This is a genomic window from Enterococcus durans NBRC 100479 = LMG 10746 (genome assembly GCF_001544215.1).
Classification (GTDB): Bacteria; Bacillota; Bacilli; order Lactobacillales; family Enterococcaceae; genus Enterococcus_B; species Enterococcus_B durans.
In genome coordinates this window covers 1-16535 of record NZ_BCQB01000053.1, presented here as the reverse complement: position 1 = coordinate 16535, position 16535 = coordinate 1, and the positions used below count along the sequence as shown (strand labels likewise).

Sequence of the window (16535 nt, the reverse complement as noted above, 5' to 3'; positions counted from 1 at the left end):
CCACTTTTATTCGCTTTTAATTTCTGATTTACTTAGATCTGCAATTTATTTCTTCCAAAAATCATCGAAAACTGAGATTGGCAAATGACGTTTATGTTGCGTTTTATTCCACCATGCTTCAATCTTTTCTTGCGCATCGACTGGAATTTCTCTGCCTTCTAAATAATCATCGATTTCATCATATGTCACACCGAGTGCTACTTCATCTGCAATCAATGGTTTGCCATCCTCTAAATCTGCAGTTGGTATCTTCGTGTATAATTTTTCTGGCGCATTTAATTCTTTTAATAATTGTTTTCCTTGGCGTTTATTCAAGCGGAACAATGGCAAGATATCTGCTCCACCATCGCCGAATTTCGTAAAGAAACCTGTGATATTCTCTGCAGCATGATCTGTTCCTAAAACTGCTCCAGTTCGTTCTCCTGCAATCGCATATTGCGTGATCATTCGTTGACGTGCTTTGATATTTCCTTTATTGAAGTCGCTGATTTCCACGCCAGCTTCACCTAAAACTGTGACTTCTGCATCTACGGCCGGTTTGATATTCACGCGTAAACTAACGTCTGGTTTGATAAAATCTAAGGCTGCTTTTGCGTCTTCTTCATCCACTTGTTCCCCATATGGCAAACGGACAGCGATGAATTGATAGTCCTCATCTTTTGTTTCTTCGCGCATTTCTTCCATTGTTAATTGCGCTAACCGCCCTGCTAATGTTGAATCTTGTCCCCCGCTGATCCCTAAGACGAATGTCTTTAAAAATGGGTGTTTTTTCAAATATGCTTTCAAAAAATCAATACTTACTCGAATTTCAGCTTTTGGATCAATCGTTGGTTTGACACCTAATTCTTTGATGATTTCTTTTTGTAAGTTCATTGTTTTTCCTCCTTACGCTTCATTGTGCATGTCTGCAACACTTTTTTTCATACGTTCCATCGTCGCCATTTTATGATTCCAACAATCCGTAGATAGATCAACTGGATATTTTTGTGGATTAAGGTCACGTTTATATTCTTCCCAAAGTGAATCAAGGTTCGTTCGAGTGTATTCCTTGATCTCATCTAAAACAGGCAAATCATAGACAAGTTTTCCATCGATATAGATATCTTGTAAGATTGGACGTGCAGTAAAGTCTCGCACAGTTTTATTGATAAATGTATGGATTGGATGGAACATGAAGATTTCTTCTTCTTCTCGTGGATCTTCGTCCCAAAGAGTGACATAATCCCCTTCTGATTTTCCATCGAAATTACGCGTGATACGCCAAACTTGCTTTTTACCAGGAGTTGTTACTTTTTCAGCATTGCTGGATAGTTTGATCGTATCGATCATTTTACCATCCTTACTTTCAATCGAAACTAACTTGAAAACAGCTCCTAGAGCGGGTTGATCATATGCAGTGATCAATTTTGTTCCGACACCCCAGACATCTATTTTGGCTTTTTGCATCTTTAAGTTCAAAATCGTTGCTTCATCTAAATCATTTGACGCATAGATTTTTGCTTCAGTAAATCCAGCAGCATCTAGTTGTTCTCGTACTCGTTTAGAAATATAAGCCATATCTCCACTATCGATACGTACACCTTGGAAATTGATTTGATCACCTAATTCTTTGGCTACTCTGATCGCACTAGGAACTCCTGATTTAAGCGTATCGTACGTATCCACCAAGAAAACACAATCTTTATGCGTCTTGGCATATGCCATAAAAGCTTCATAATCATTTCCGTAAGATTGAACAAGTGAATGTGCATGCGTACCGCTTGCAGGAATCCCGAATATTTTCCCTGCACGTACATTACTTGTGGCATCTGCTCCACCGATGTATGCTGCACGAGTTCCCCAAACTGCTGCATCAAGTTCTTGTGCTCTTCTTGTTCCAAATTCCAATAAAGGATCATCGCCGATAACTGATTTGATTCTAGCAGCTTTGGTGGCAATCAGTGTTTGGAAATTCACGATGTTCAACAAAGCTGTTTCAACTAACTGGCAATGCGCTAGTGGACCTTCCACTTGGATCAAAGGTTCATTCGCAAAAACCAGTTCTCCTTCACGGGCAGAACGAACTGTTGCTTTGAACTTAAATTCTTTTAGATAAGTTAAAAAACCTTCTGGATAAACATTCATATTACGTAAATACTCAATATCCGTCTCTGTGAATGTCAAATTTTCTAAATATTCGACTAAATGTTCTAACCCTGCAAACACGGCGTACCCATGGTTAAAAGGCATTTCACGGAAATAGCATTCAAAAACAGCGTGCAGATCAGCTCGACCTAATTCCCAGTACGTTTGCATCATATTGATTTGATATAAATCTGTATGCAAAGTCAAACTGTCATCTGGGTATATTTTATTCATTTTTTTATTACTCCTCTTGGCAAGTTTTCATTTCTTTCCCATTATAACAAAAAAAAACCTTAGGAGAAGAAATCTTGATTATTTTCTGAAAAACGTACAAAAAAGACCACTAAAATCAGATATCCAAGTGATCTTAGTGGTCTTTTATTTATACAGCCGAGGCGATAGTTCGCTGCTCAACGATTACGATGTCTTTATTTGGTCGCTTAAACTGGATTCCTCTTTGCTCCAAGTCTTGTTTTACGCCAATATGTACCTTGACGTCTTCACGATCAGCTTTTAAAATCCGTCGAACCGCAAAGTCTATTTCCTGCTTTGTGATTTTTTTCTTTGTATTGATCATCACTAATTCTTGTTTATCATACGTATCTACAAATAGAATTTGGGTACGATCTAACGAATACAGCTTATAATATTTGATTGCTGAACCGCCAAAGAAAAAATCGACTATCTTAGGGTAAAACGTCTTGATATTCAAATTATTTGTTACAGGTGTCTCGATTAATTTCATCTCATTCCTCTTTTCTTTTTTAATATGGATAAGCGCCCCAAGGAATCGCTTTCAATTAAATCAAACAATAACAGAAAAAAACTTTTTCTGTTATATTTAGTATAACATAAATCCAGCGATAAAAAAATAGTCATCCTTTCCCTTGACCTTCTCGTTACGTCAAGGAATATGCTAAAGATGTCAGGAGGTAGAAAATGGAATACACTATCAAAAAAATGGCTCAACTCTCTGGTGTTAGTCCGCGAACACTGCGTTTTTACGATGAAATCGGTCTTTTGAAACCAGCGAGGATCACATCTTCCGGTTATCGTATCTATGGACCAAAAGAAGTGGACCGTCTGCAACATATTTTGTTTTATCGTTCGCTTGCATTCAAATTGGAACAGATTCGCGAGATTTTAGACGACCCAAAATTTGACCATCAACAGGCATTACTGGAACATCAGAAAATGTTACAGGAAAAAAGAGACCAGATCGATACTCTCTTGACAACTATCCAGCAAACGCTGACGAACTACGAAGGAGGAACACATATGACTGATCAAGAAAAATTTGAAGGATTCAAACAGCAAAAATTAGCAGAAAACGAACTACACTATGGTCAAGAAATACGAGAAAAATACGGCAACAAGGCAGTGCATGCGACAACTAAAAAGTGGCAAGAGATGGATGAGAAAACTTATCATGACATGGAAACAATCGAAGAACAGCTTCTAGCTGATTTGACTCATTATCTTCAAGATCCTACAAATCAACAATTGGAAGAATCTATTTTTGCTTCGCATAAGAAGTGGCTCGCTTTTAGTTGGCCTACTTACAGTTTAGCAGCGCATAAAGGATTAGCGGCAATGTATCTGTCCGATGAACGATTTGCTTCTTACTACGATAGCCGTAGCGGTGTGGGAGCAACAAAAGCATTAAGTGAGATCATAAAAAAACAAACAGAATAATCATACTAGTATCAAATAGAAATAAGAAATAGCGATCGTGACAAAAGCTGTCTGCTACAAAACAAGCACAGATTTCCTAAAAATATTTATCTTTTTGTGAAATTTTGATTTGTTTTTGTAATAGTGACTTCTGGATTACCGATCATTCGAAAAAAGGAACGTGGGACAAAAGTAAGAAACACTTCTGTCCCATCCTCTTTTCTTTCCAATTTCTCAAACCTAAACGACTTTTGTCTCGACCTCTTTTTATTGATTATTCTTTTTATTCATCTCTCGATAAATCGATAAGGAATTTTGATTTGTTCCAACCGTTCCTCGATCAGAAGTTGAAATGCCATTTCTCCACAAGCAATCAGCCCGTGATCGATCGTTGAAAAATCCATGATCTCACTGATCAGTAAATTATCCCGACCAACTATCTGCCGATTACTTTCCAAAAAAGATTGCTGTAAAATTCCAGCTGCGACTGTATCTGAATTTGTTAGCACCCCATCAATTGCTTGCTTTTCAAAAAAAGTGCCAGCTTTGACACCTTGTTCATGGTCGATACAATCCCAATAAACATGTTGCTTTTCAAAGTCCGGAAACACTTTTTTGCAAAGTTCTAATGTGATTTTTGAATTGTAACTGAGTCTACTGCTTCTGCCTAATGTCACACCGAGACGTCTGACTCCTTGATCACGTAGAAAGAGAAGCGCTTCTTCAATCGATTGTTCACGGTCAATAAAGACACAGTTTGCCTTTTTTTCTTTGATTTCTTCACAAAATACAATCGGTCCATATTTTTGATAAGGAAGCAAAGCCTCTAAATGATTCGCTCGAGAAGTAATGATCAGCCCATCAAAGGCTTTACCTGCAAATTCTTCCAGATACATCATTTCACGATCCGCTTGATAATTTGTAGGCAATAAAGTCACCTTATAGTCCTCATTAAAAGCCGACTCAATGATTCCACCGATCAGTTGATCAAAATATGGGTGATTTGCATAGGGCAAAATGACGCCGATATTTCTTGTTTTCCCATAACTTAACTGTCTTGCACTTGCATTGGGAACATAGTCAAGCTTCTTCATCATTGCCAAAATCTCTGCACGTTTTACTTCATCCACATACGGATGTTGATTGATCACTCGAGACACTGTTGAAACAGAGTAACCAGTGAGTCTTGCGATATCTCGAATGTTTGCCATACTCGGTTTTCGCCACCTATACGAAAAGATTTTCTTGTAAATAGTCTACCACAGCATGTCCACATTCGAAAAATTGATAGAATGTTCCATTATACTCAAAACTGATCCGTTGACCACCTAAATACGTGTCTTTCGTCAATCCACTGATTTCACTTAAAGGAATTTTCTGAACCATCGTTTTATTTAACCCTTGAAAACTAGAGAGTAACAGCATTGACCCCTTAAATTCTACAAAAGCATAAAAGTAATCATTGGTTGTTTCATTGGTCGTTTTGATATAGGTATTCATTATAAATCCCTCCTTTGATGCTTTGAGTATAGCTTATGAAACGCGTCTCATAGCAAGGAGTTTGTTTCTACTTATTCTTCTGGCTCACCAAGAGTAGGATCCAAACGATTGGCCGCCAGAATGAATGGTGCCCAGATCAAGGCAGCCACTAACAAGTTTATGATTGTCAAGACGATGGCCCGCCAGTCACCTGCCGTTGCAAGAAAGCCACTGATGATCGTAGGCATGACCCAAATCACATTCACTACTACCGGACGCACCAATCCTGCCATTGTGGCGAAGTATGCAATGGTCGCAGTTGCTAATGGCGCTAAAATAAATAGAATCATCAACAACGGATTCAAGACGACCAGCAGACCGAACATCACAGGTTCATTGATATTGAACAACCCAGGAGCAATCCCTAGTTTACCCACTGTTTTATAATCAGCGCGCTTAGATAGTACCAAGATCATGATGATCAACACTAACGTCACTCCTGCTCCACCAGGCCATACAAAAGCCTCAAGTGAACCAGCTACCCATTTGAAGGGGATCGGTTCTTTATTTTGAAAAGCATTCGTATTCTCTACCATCGCTGTTCCATATAAAGTCTGTAAAACAGGCGACATGATATTCGTTCCATGAAGACCAAAAAACCAGAGAACATGGACAAGCAGAACAATAATAAAGACAGCCCCGTAGCCCTGTGAAAGATGCATCAAAGGTCTTTGGATCGCTTCTGAGATCCAATCAATCAAAGGGACACCAGCAGTTTGTTTGAACAGATAATTGATAGTACCGACGACATACAATGAGACTACTGCGGGTATGATCGCAGCAAAAGCTTTTGAGACAGCCGGAGGAACAGAATCAGGCATACGAATAATAATGTTTTTACGAATTAGAAGTGCGAAAATGATAACCGATATAAACCCAAAAATCATGGCTGTAAAAAGCCCAGAGCCACCCATATATTTTCCAAAATTAAAATAGCCCCACGCCCCCATTGAAAGTGTTTGCCCACCTTCCGCATCAGCAAGGACTCCACCAGCAGAAGTAATCATCGTTGCTGCTTCTTCTGATAATTTTTCCGGCAATGTCAACACCGCCGTAGCAGCATCAGGTAAACCAATAATAAAAGCAACTAAAGAAACGATACTACCGGAAACTGGATCTACCCCATAAGCTTTGGCTAAGTTAGCCCCTAAAGATAGTGCAAAAACAACCGCCATGATCGCCAATGTCCCATTCCAGATCAGACCATTCACACCGATAACTGGTGTAAAAAATGTAGTTATTGCATTTCCTTCTCCTAGATACGTATTGGGAAAATCACGCATAAATGCATTTAGCAACACTGCAATTGCACCAGCCATAGTAGCTGGCATTGTTCCAATAAAAGCATCACGTAAAGCAACTAAATGTTTTTCTGAACCTATTTTTGTTGCGACTGGTAAAATATACCGCTCCATCCACTTCATCAATCTGTCCATTCTTATCCTCCTAAAATCTATTTTTCGCTACTTTGCATGCGTATACATTATAACGATATCATAAATATAGCATATATTTCTAAGCGTGCCTACTTAATGTAAAAAGAATTTTTTATGCCTAGGAAAAATAGTACACTCTGTAGTAATTTTTTCATTTATATGTGATAAATGGAGGTTGTCATGAAACTATTTCGTTTTAACGCACTCTCCATTTCTTTATTCATATATTTTTCTTCTTTATTTCCACCTACATTGATTTTATCCTTTCCTCCTAGAGTTCATCTTATTTTCTCATGGCAACAGGTTTTCCCTTTGTTTAACTAAAAAATGCGCTTCCTCATTAACTAGTACTTAGGTCTGATTGTTGTGAAATAACTTTAGTGATAGAGTAAAGAAAAGGGGGAATAGATGATGAAAAAAGCTTCGATTGTTTTCTCGCTATTATTTTTTAATGTAGTCTTCATTTTAGGTGCAGCAGCAAGTGTTTATATCTTTATTGCGAGTTTATGGATAGTTACGGGTTCCTTTTTGCTCTCTCCACTTCTACTATTAGGAGCAACCTTGTTGACGATTCAGGATTTTTCAGTTTTTCAAAGCATAGCAAGTATCCTGTTGTTTGCTTTGGGCGGGCTACTAGTCCCAGTATGTATCAAGGTAACAAAATACGTAGGAAATATTTCAGCGAAGTACATTGCTTATAACAAGAGATTGATTTATGGATAAGTCGTATTACAGGCTCCAAACTTCTGCTAACTGACCACTATCCTCAGATTTTGTTAACTCTTAAGTATCCCTGAAGTCGAGACAAAAGTCGTTTAGGTTTGAGAAATTGGAGACAAAACATACTAAGATTAGAGGGTAATTTCATCCGTCGATGAATTTACCCTCTAATCTTAGTATGTTTTTTTCCTCAAAGCTCCTCATTGAAGCACCTTCCTTAACCGTATAAAACTATTGATTGCTAAAACCGCGATTATTACCTTTCTTACCATTGCAGGTCTTCACTATCAAGGAATAACTTTTTTTATCCAAACAGCTTTTAAAGGAACACTGGATGTACCAGGACAAGTAACCTTGAAGGCATGAATTCAAATAACACCCTTTTCGATAATACTGACGGACTAGTTCCCCAAAGCCTTTTCATTCCCCCTATGATAAACTAAAAATAGTAAGTAGTTTATTCACTTATGGTTCCTTGAATATCAGTGTTTTAATCTTTTTCTATTTTAAGTTTTTCCACTATCCAACAAAAAAGATCAATAGGAGGAAAGTAAATGAAGAAAGCAAATTGCTTATGCGGTGCTATTTCGATGGAAGTTCAAGACATCCATTCCGAGGTGGGCGCCTGTCATTGTTCGATGTGTCGTCGTTGGGGAGCGGGACCGCTGCTTACGGTTGAAGCAGGAACAGGTGCAACAATTTCCATCCAACCTGAAAACTTAGTTACTCGCTATCAGTCATCTGAATGGGCGGAACGTGGTTTCTGCTCAATTTGTGGATCACATCTTTTTTATCATCTTCTTCCAGGGGATTCCTACAGTATCCCAATCGATTTATTTGCAGATCAGGAAGGAGCAACATTGACAGTCGAAGTCTATTACGATCAGAAACCTTCTTACTACAGTTTTGCAAATGATACAAAGAAGCTAACCGAAGCCGATGTCATGAAAATAGTACAAGCAACGTATTTTAACAAAGAATAGTTGCTACATTGAGGTTTTGTTCAACGACAACAATTTTCAATAGAAGAAAATATTACGGAGGGGAAATTCAACTGCCGTTGAATTTCCCCTCCACTCGTTCTTTAGGCTTACATATAGTGAAGTACCTCATTGAAAAATAGGCCAAGCAAAACATGTATCCGATTGGAATCAGCTTTTCCATTCCATCCATAATATCTGGTGATCAATGCTATCTCGCCTGACACTGACGAAATTTTATGAAGAAATCAGTCCAAACATATCACTGATTTTCTACGATTCTTTTTCTTTTCACATCATTTCAGGTAACCCATAAATCGATTTGCAATTTTGGGATCTTAGGAGGAAAATACAAACAGAGGTGATCACCATGGACAAGAAAAATTGGGCGACTAGTTCGGTCCAAGCAGCTTATCAAGCACTATCAAGTTCAGAAAAGGGACTTTCGACAGATGAAGTGCAGCAACGCTTAACCAAATACGGTCCAAATGTAATCAACACAACAAAAAAAGAATCAATTATCAAAACATTTTTATTAAATTTCACAAGTCTGATGGCACTCTTATTATGGGTATCGGGTTTTATTGCTTTATTTGCCGGTATGCTCGAATTAGGGATCGCCATCTGGTTGGTCAATGTGATCAACGGGCTCTTCAGTTTTTGGCAGCAATATCGCGCTAGTCAAGCAACTTCTGCCCTACAAAAAATGTTGCCAAACTATGCTCGCGTCTTACGCAACGGTAAAATAGAAAATACTCTGGTGGAAAATATCGTACCCGGAGATGTCGTACAGATCAAAAGTGGTGATAATATTCCTGCGGATGGCCGTCTATTGCAAGCTGACAGCATGCAAGTCAACCAATCTTCTTTAACTGGTGAATCCACCACCGTTAACAAGGATAGTGCCACATTAACCGCTGATGAAGTCAAAACAGCTGGGCGCTTTGCCGAAGCGAATCTGGTTTATGAAGGAACTTCTGTAGTCAGTGGTAGTGGGTTGATGTTAGTTACCCAAACAGGGATGAAAACTGAATTTGGGCAAATTGCTTCTTTGACCGGTTCCGTTGCTGCAACTCCCAGCCCATTAGAAAAAGAACTAAACGTCTTGACGAAGCAACTTTCCCTGATCGCCATTGTAATCGGTGTGATTTTCTTTCTAGCAGCAGTCTTTTTCGTAAAAAATCCTGTTGTTGAATCATTTATTTTTGCCTTGGGAATGATGGTAGCCTTTATTCCAGAAGGGTTGTTACCAACAGTCACTTTATCTTTAGCGCTGGCAGTTCAGACGATGGCTAAGAAAAATGCTCTCGTTAAACATCTAAATAGCGTTGAAACACTAGGAGAAACTTCGGTGATCTGTTCTGATAAAACTGGGACCTTGACTAAAAATCAGATGACCGTCGAAAAAGTATGGTTGCCTTATGCACAGTATGAAGTGTCTGGCACTGGTTATGCACCAAATGGGATCGTAACTAAAGAAAGCATGCGAATCGAATTAGATAAAGAAAAAGATCTATTACAACTGATCCGTATCGGTACATTAGATAACGACTCTGCTATCCAACAAACAGATCAGGAATATCAATTAGTAGGTAGTCCCGATGAAGGTAGCTTACTCATTTTAGCAGATAAAGCGGATTATGCTCTGGCAGAAGAGAAAGAACGTTATCAAAGGCTTAGTGAACTACCCTTTGATTCAAAACGCAAACGAATGTCGACGATCCATCAGCAACAAAATGATCGCTTTATTTTTACCAAAGGCGGGATCACCGAAGTCCTCGAATGTTGTACTTACTTTTTACTGAATGGAGAAATCAAGCCTCTCGACGACACACATAAAAAACAGATTCTTGATCAAAATGACATTTTCGCCAAAGAAGGTCTACGAACACTGGCTTTCGCCTACCGCCGATTAAATCCGGATGAAACAGAATACAGTATTGAAAAAACGGAAACTCAGTTGGTCTTCGTCGGCATCACTGCCAGCCAAGATCCACCACGGGAAAACGTCATCGAAGCAATAAAAAAATGTCACGCTGCTAGCATTCGGATCATCATGGTCACAGGTGATTATGGCTTGACCGCTGAAAGTATTGCCCGCAAAATCGGGATCGTTGAAGGTGACGATGTTCGTGTCGTAACAGGCGATCAACTGTCAGCGATGTCTGATGACGAACTAAAGGAAAATCTTACCCATCAAATCATTTTTGCCCGAGTCGCACCAGAACAAAAATATCGGATCGTTTCGCTTTTACAATCCTTAGGTGAAATTGTTGCATCCACTGGAGATGGGGTCAATGATGCCCCAGCTTTGAAAAAAGCTGATATCGGGGTGGCGATGGGAGTCACCGGTACTGATGTCGCAAAAGAAGCCGCCGATATGATCTTAACAGATGATAATTTCACTTCGATCGTCAATGCTATTGAAGAAGGTCGTACGGTCTATAATAATATACGTAAATTCTTGTTATATATTTTAAATAGCAATATGCCAGAAGCTTTTCCATCAATTTTATTTCTGCTTTCTCGGGGAATGATCCCATTGCCTTTAACGGTGATGCAGATCCTTTCTATCGATCTAGGGACCGATATGTTGCCGGCACTAAGCCTAGCCACTGAAAAAACCGAACCTGGGACGATGAATAAACCGCCTCGCAAACGAACAGATCATCTTTTGACCAAAAAATTGATCTGGAAGGCATTTGGTTGGTATGGTCTGATGGCATCTGTAATATCGATTGGTGCTTATTTCGTAATCAATTATTCTGACGGTTGGCCAACTGTTCCATTGGCAAGCACAGGAAAAACTTATGTAATGGCCACTACAATGACTTTAGCAGCAATTGTTTTTAGTCAGATTGGTGCTGTTTTCAACTGTCGAACAGAAAAAGAATCCTTATTCAAGATCGGTTTTTTCAGCAACAAACGAGTTTTGTTAGGTATTCTTTTTGAAATCTGCCTGTTAGCCGCTCTGATTAACATTCCTTTCTTGCAAGATGCCTTCAGCACCACAAATATTCCATTGATTGCTTGGTTTGGCTTGGCATTGATCCCGATTCCGATCATTCTATTGGAAGAGTTGCGTAAAGCCATATTACGACATCGGACTTCGGTGAAATAAAACTGGAAATCATTGAGCATCCAGCTGATATAATTGGTGAGGTTGGGACAGAATTGTTTAACTCCGAGAAATAAGAAGAAATTAACGAAAATTGCTTTTCAAATTTTTGTGAATTTCGGCTTATTTCCGAAGGAGTTGCTTCTGCTCCCACCGTTTATTCGTTTTTAAAGAATGAGACAAAAGTGTTTCTTACTTTTGCCCCACACTCACTTTCTTTTGAAAAACTGATATCTAGAGATGTTTGAAAAACATTTCAGAGACTTCTCCTAACAAACAAACGAATGTGGGATAAATCTAAAAATCAGATTTGCTACAGACTCTCGAATAAACGAAAGTCCAAAAGTCAGGTTTTTCGGAAATTTCAAAAAAAGAGGTTGGGACAAAATTGTTTCTTACTTTTGTCCCAACCTCTTTTCCATATTACTACACTAGCCTAAAAAGGAAGCGAGGTTTCTACCTCATAAGTTGAACTAATGCTATCATTCGATACAAAATTCTTAACGTAGATATTTTGTTCGTGTAGTTCTAAAGTTTTATTTACTCTTTGTTGTGATGGCACATTTATTATTACCTACTCACCAATAATAAACTAGATTATACTCTTTACTTTACTCTTCTATAAATTAAAAAAGAGAGAACCCTGATATATCAAGGTTCTCTATTAAATACTACATCATGCCGCCCATCATTGATGGATCCATTGCTGGCGCTGCTGGAGCCGCTGGTTCTGGCTTGTCAGCTACGACAGCTTCTGTTGTTAATAACAATGCAGAAACAGATGCTGCATTTTGTAATGCTGAACGTGTAACTTTTGTTGGGTCAACGATACCAGCTTCTACCATGTTTACCCATTCGCCTGTTGCGGCATTGAATCCTGTTCCTAATTCAACATTTTTCAATTTATCAACAATGACTGAACCTTCGTAACCAGCATTTTCTGCAATTTGACGAATTGGTTCTTCTAATGCACGAACAACGATCTTGATACCTGTAGCAACATCACCTTCTGCATCTACTGCAGAAACTTTACCGATGACATTCACTAATGCTGTACCCCCACCAGAAACCATGCCTTCTTCAACAGCGGCACGTGTTGCGTTCAATGCATCTTCAATGCGTAATTTCAATTCTTTCAACTCTGTTTCAGTTGCAGCACCGACTTTAACGACAGCCACACCACCTGCAAGTTTTGCTAAGCGTTCTTGTAATTTTTCGCGATCAAAGTCTGAAGTTGTCTCAGCGATTTGATTTTTGATCAATTGAACGCGAGCTTCGATCGCTGTTTTTTCGCCAGATCCTTCAACGATTGTTGTGTTTTCTTTATCCACAACAACTTTTGATGCGTTTCCTAGGTTTTCGATCGTTGCATCTTTCAATTCTAAGCCTAGGTCATCAGTGATCACTGTACTACCAGTCAAAATAGCGATGTCTTCAAGCATTGCTTTGCGACGGTCACCAAATCCAGGAGCTTTGACAGCGACAACGTTGAATGTTCCGCGAATCTTATTCAAGACTAATGTTGGTAAAGCTTCGCCATCCACATCATCTGCAATGATCAATAATGGACGAGATTGTTGTAAGATTTGTTCTAACAATGGCAAGATGTCTTGAATGTTAGAGATTTTTTTATCAGTGATCAAAATGTATGGATTTTCTAGAACAGCTTCCATTTTATCATTGTCAGTTACCATGTATTGTGATAAGTAACCGCGATCGAATTGCATTCCTTCAACTACGTCTAATTCTGTTTCGATCCCTTTTGATTCTTCGATAGTGATTACACCATCGTTTCCAACTTTTTCCATAGCGTCAGCAATCAAATGTCCTACTTTATCAGAGCCAGATGAAACAGCCGCTACTTGTGCAATAGCTTCTTTTGAATCAACAACAGTTGAAATATTGTGTAATTCTTCTACAGCAGCTTTTGTTGCTAATTCGATCCCACGGCGGATACCTAAAGGATTAGCTCCTGCTGTAACGTTTTTTAATCCTTCACGTACGATTGCTTGAGTCAAGACTGTAGCAGTTGTTGTACCGTCACCAGCAATATCGTTTGTTTTTGAAGCAACTTCAGAAACTAATTTTGCTCCCATGTTTTCAAAATGATCTTCTAATTCGATTTCTTTCGCAATCGTTACCCCATCATTTGTGATCAATGGTGAGCCATATGATTTTTCCAATACGACATTACGACCTTTTGGCCCTAATGTTACTTTCACTGTATCTGCTAATTTATCTACGCCACGTAACATTGCTGCACGAGCATCTTCTGAAAATTTCAATTCTTTTGCCATATCTATTCACCTCATCAAAATTTTTCATTCATTTTAATTGATTGCTTTGTTTTTACTCAACGATCGCCATGATATCTTTTCCAGCGACGATCAAATATTCTTTTCCTTCAAATTTCACTTCTGTACCGGCATATTTTTCAAACATTACTTGGTCGCCTACTTTTACAGCAGCAGGAACTTGTTCCCCGTTTTCTAACAAACGGCCTTCACCAACTGCGATAACTGTTCCAGTTTGTGGTTTTTCTTTAGCTGATGAAGCTAAAACGATTCCTCCAACAGTTTTTTCTTCCTCTTTTGCGACTTCAATAACGACGCGATCACCTAATGGTTTTAACACGATAAATCCCTCCGATAACTCTTTTTTGAATTCATTAGCACTCTAACAAGTCGAGTGCTAACCTACATTTTTAATAATACTCATTCTTCCATTTTTTTGCAAGCTTTTTAAATGAAGTTCTATAATTTTTACGTTATCCCTTACGTTTCAAAACAAAAGAAGGTAAATGAAGTATGTTATAATTAAAGAAAGCGTGGGAGCAGAAGCAACTCCTTCTTATCTCTCGGAGTTAAACACTTCTGTCCAAGCCTCGTTATTCTGCCTAATTTTAAGGAGGACCTTATGTCATTAAAAAAATATAGTTTTCTGAGTATCTTTTGCTATGGATTGATTTTCCTTTCACCTTTGATCCTTTCCTCTGTTGGAATCGTCCATACAACCACAGATTTGATTACTGCGACAGCAATTGCTTATATTTTAGGTGCGATCGTTTTAGCCTTCCTTTATTTTAGACAAAGGGAACCTTTATCCATCGAAGCAGCAGTTCCTAGATCTTCTGTACCAAAAATTATTCTTTATGGACTTGTTGGTATTTTTATCGCCTTGATTCTGCAAAGTTTAGCTGTAACATTGGAAACATTTTTATTTGGAGAAAGTGCGCCTTCTGAAAATACACAAAATATCATCCAAATGATACTTGAAGCGCCAGCCTTCATTGTCGCAACTACGATTGCTGGACCGATCATGGAAGAATTCGTCTTTCGTCGCAGCATTTTGGGTATTGTTGGAAGATATAGTAATTTTTGGGTAGGTGCCATTGTTAGTTCCTTGCTTTTTGCATTCGCACATAATGACGGACATTTATTGATCTACTTTTTCTTAGGTTTTTTCTTCAGCTTACAATATAAGGTAACTGGTCGAATTTGGACATCAATGATTACTCATGTCGGAATGAACACGCTTGTCGTGATTGTCCAACTCGCTATCCAAAAAGGATTGCTTTCCTATTAAAAATTACCATTGATTTGATAAAAATAAAAAAGCTTTCAATAAAAAATAGAACGATACCAGCATAAACAGCTCGTTCATTTTTATAGGAAAAGCTTTTTTATTTTTTTACTGTCTTCTTTTAGATAACACTTCATTGCCAGAAACAGGATCATTTTTCTTGTTTCATCTGTTGCTTTTCTCCTTATTTCTGCCACTTCTACTTTTCTTTCTCGATACACAACTGAAAGTTAGCACATGCAGAATCCCTTCGCCAATTTTTCTAAATAGTTCTACGATGATATCTTCAATGAACGTTACCTTAGTCCTGACGAGATCTTATTGCCGACTCAGTCCTCTCATGCAAAATTTTCTTATTAGACATAAATTCATACCCACGTTTCTTCAGATCCGTAATACTCATATAGGTTTCTGCTTCAACTCCACCGCTGTCTTTATCCTGTAATAATTTTTGTTTATGTATATAGGATGAGTCCAAGTACATTCGTTTCTGCCTTTGTTCATTTATTTCTGGCCTCTCACCTGTTTGTTTGATTTTTTGTTCTTTCATTATCAGCTCTAGATTTTTTCTCTCTATAATTACTTCTCTTCTTTCTAGATCTACTTCTTTTCTCTCTAGCTCCACTTTTCTTCTTTCTAGGTTTACTTCTTTTTCAAACATGTCGATTTTGTTTAAATCAAGCTTTAATTTATTTCTGTAAGTTTTTAATTTTTGTCTTTTATATTTATATTTTAGACGTTCAACTTGCGCTTTTGTACTGATTTTCAATTCTTGCCTGTTTGTATTCCTCTTACCTGACACATTGGATATGCTTCTCTCTAGATTTTGCTTTTTTCTCGCCCGATTCGACGATATTTTTGCCGTATCGTCGGATTGCTTCTGTCTTAAATCTTTTTGTTTTTCTACAGTTTTTATCGGCGTTGATTTTACACTTTCCTTTTGAAAAGCATTTGTCTTCTTTTTGACAGACTGTCTTATTTCATTTCCTGTGAGTTTCTTTTTTTTGATTAGTTCTTGTTTGACGAATTTTACTAATTTTGGAGGAACATGGCTAGATCTAGCAACCTTTGTTACACTTGTCACTCTGAGTAGTTCACGTTCAATATGTCGTCTTTGGTTTACGGTTAACACTAATTTAGTTTTTTTTCTCATTTTCTTTCCCCTTTTTTTGGATCAAACGTTTGATTGCTTTGAGCATAACCGATTCTTGGAATAAACAAGCCATCATTATTTCTTCATTTAGAAATAGTTGTTCTGATCTAAGATGACAAAAAAACAAGCTAGGATTCACAAAAATTTGTGAGTCCTAACTTGTTATGAAGAGAACATTCTTTTTTTAGTGTATAGATACAACTACTTTT

At 38.1% G+C, this 16535-nt stretch carries 14 protein-coding genes; 5 read left to right on the top strand and 9 right to left on the bottom strand.

The annotated features are described in order from the left end of the window. Positions 1–45 precede the first annotated feature (45 nt). From nadE to ED2_RS12005, 3 genes are all read right to left on the bottom strand, one after another. Entirely contained in the window at positions 46–873 is an 828-nt protein-coding gene (gene nadE, locus ED2_RS12015; protein WP_005880156.1) for an NAD(+) synthase, read from the bottom strand. Positions 874–885: 12 nt separating this feature from the next. After that, positions 886–2358, bottom strand: a complete 1473-nt coding sequence (locus tag ED2_RS12010; RefSeq protein ID WP_016177683.1) for a nicotinate phosphoribosyltransferase — start codon at positions 2356–2358, stop codon at positions 886–888. A gap of 148 nt (positions 2359–2506) precedes the next feature. Beyond that, entirely contained in the window at positions 2507–2869 is a 363-nt protein-coding gene (locus ED2_RS12005) for a DUF1827 family protein (RefSeq protein WP_005880152.1), read from the bottom strand. 194 nt (positions 2870–3063) lie between these two features. On the opposite strand from ED2_RS12005, the gene ED2_RS12000 reads away from it, so the two are divergent. After that, on the top strand, positions 3064–3819 hold the full coding sequence (locus tag ED2_RS12000) for a MerR family transcriptional regulator (protein WP_005880151.1): 756 nt from the start codon (positions 3064–3066) through the stop codon (positions 3817–3819). Between the two features lie 266 nt (positions 3820–4085). Here ED2_RS12000 and ED2_RS11995 read toward each other — a convergent pair whose 3' ends face one another. The 3 genes from ED2_RS11995 to ED2_RS11985 form a co-directional block, all read right to left on the bottom strand. Then, positions 4086–5009, bottom strand: coding sequence for a LacI family DNA-binding transcriptional regulator (locus ED2_RS11995; RefSeq protein ID WP_005880149.1), 924 nt, complete (start codon positions 5007–5009; stop codon positions 4086–4088). Between the two features lie 16 nt (positions 5010–5025). Beyond that, entirely contained in the window at positions 5026–5298 is a 273-nt protein-coding gene (locus ED2_RS11990; protein WP_005880147.1) for a hypothetical protein, read from the bottom strand. Between the two features lie 71 nt (positions 5299–5369). Then, complete coding sequence (locus ED2_RS11985) at positions 5370–6773, bottom strand: PTS sugar transporter subunit IIC (protein ID WP_060789838.1); 1404 nt, start codon at positions 6771–6773, stop codon at positions 5370–5372. Between the two features lie 411 nt (positions 6774–7184). Here ED2_RS11985 and ED2_RS11980 point away from each other — a divergent pair, with 411 nt between their 5' ends. The 3 genes from ED2_RS11980 to ED2_RS11970 all read left to right on the top strand — a co-directional run bounded on the left by ED2_RS11980 (position 7185) and on the right by ED2_RS11970 (position 11594). Beyond that, on the top strand, positions 7185–7496 hold the full coding sequence (locus ED2_RS11980; RefSeq protein WP_005880143.1) for a DUF1700 domain-containing protein: 312 nt from the start codon (positions 7185–7187) through the stop codon (positions 7494–7496). Between the two features lie 551 nt (positions 7497–8047). Next, positions 8048–8476 (top strand): GFA family protein, encoded by a 429-nt coding sequence (locus ED2_RS11975; RefSeq protein WP_005880141.1) that lies wholly within the window; start codon positions 8048–8050, stop codon positions 8474–8476. Between the two features lie 367 nt (positions 8477–8843). After that, entirely contained in the window at positions 8844–11594 is a 2751-nt protein-coding gene (locus ED2_RS11970; protein ID WP_016177680.1) for a cation-translocating P-type ATPase, read from the top strand. 668 nt (positions 11595–12262) lie between these two features. Here the strand turns inward: ED2_RS11970 and groL are convergent. Continuing rightward, positions 12263–13888, bottom strand: a complete 1626-nt coding sequence (gene groL, locus ED2_RS11965) for a chaperonin GroEL (protein WP_016177679.1) — start codon at positions 13886–13888, stop codon at positions 12263–12265. 52 nt (positions 13889–13940) lie between these two features. Continuing rightward, on the bottom strand, positions 13941–14225 hold the full coding sequence (gene groES / locus ED2_RS11960; protein WP_005880134.1) for a co-chaperone GroES: 285 nt from the start codon (positions 14223–14225) through the stop codon (positions 13941–13943). Between the two features lie 282 nt (positions 14226–14507). Here groES and ED2_RS11955 point away from each other — a divergent pair, with 282 nt between their 5' ends. Continuing rightward, positions 14508–15176: a CPBP family intramembrane glutamic endopeptidase gene (locus ED2_RS11955; protein ID WP_005880132.1), complete on the top strand. Its 669-nt coding sequence runs from the start codon at positions 14508–14510 to the stop codon at positions 15174–15176. Between the two features lie 298 nt (positions 15177–15474). On the opposite strand, the gene ED2_RS11950 is transcribed toward ED2_RS11955, so the two are convergent. Beyond that, the gene (locus tag ED2_RS11950; protein ID WP_016177678.1) at positions 15475–16326 is read right to left on the bottom strand and encodes a hypothetical protein; all 852 of its coding nucleotides are present in this window, start codon (positions 16324–16326) and stop codon (positions 15475–15477) included. Positions 16327–16535: the final 209 nt, after the last annotated feature.

Excerpts from the sequence above, each read along its gene's own strand:
- ED2_RS11970 (WP_016177680.1), top strand. The coding sequence starts at position 8,844 with ATGGACAAGAAAAATTGGGCGACTAGTTCGGTCCAAGCAGCTTATCAA.
- groL (WP_016177679.1), bottom strand. The coding sequence starts at position 13,888 with ATGGCAAAAGAATTGAAATTTTCAGAAGATGCTCGTGCAGCAATGTTA.
- ED2_RS11975 (WP_005880141.1), top strand. The coding sequence starts at position 8,048 with ATGAAGAAAGCAAATTGCTTATGCGGTGCTATTTCGATGGAAGTTCAA.
- ED2_RS12005 (WP_005880152.1), bottom strand. The coding sequence starts at position 2,869 with ATGAAATTAATCGAGACACCTGTAACAAATAATTTGAATATCAAGACG.
- ED2_RS11955 (WP_005880132.1), top strand. The coding sequence starts at position 14,508 with ATGTCATTAAAAAAATATAGTTTTCTGAGTATCTTTTGCTATGGATTG.
- ED2_RS11980 (WP_005880143.1), top strand. The coding sequence starts at position 7,185 with ATGAAAAAAGCTTCGATTGTTTTCTCGCTATTATTTTTTAATGTAGTC.
- ED2_RS12000 (WP_005880151.1), top strand. The coding sequence starts at position 3,064 with ATGGAATACACTATCAAAAAAATGGCTCAACTCTCTGGTGTTAGTCCG.
- ED2_RS11985 (WP_060789838.1), bottom strand. The coding sequence starts at position 6,773 with ATGGACAGATTGATGAAGTGGATGGAGCGGTATATTTTACCAGTCGCA.
- ED2_RS11990 (WP_005880147.1), bottom strand. The coding sequence starts at position 5,298 with ATGAATACCTATATCAAAACGACCAATGAAACAACCAATGATTACTTT.
- nadE (WP_005880156.1), bottom strand. The coding sequence starts at position 873 with ATGAACTTACAAAAAGAAATCATCAAAGAATTAGGTGTCAAACCAACG.
- ED2_RS11995 (WP_005880149.1), bottom strand. The coding sequence starts at position 5,009 with ATGGCAAACATTCGAGATATCGCAAGACTCACTGGTTACTCTGTTTCA.
- ED2_RS11950 (WP_016177678.1), bottom strand. The coding sequence starts at position 16,326 with ATGAGAAAAAAAACTAAATTAGTGTTAACCGTAAACCAAAGACGACAT.
- ED2_RS12010 (WP_016177683.1), bottom strand. The coding sequence starts at position 2,358 with ATGAATAAAATATACCCAGATGACAGTTTGACTTTGCATACAGATTTA.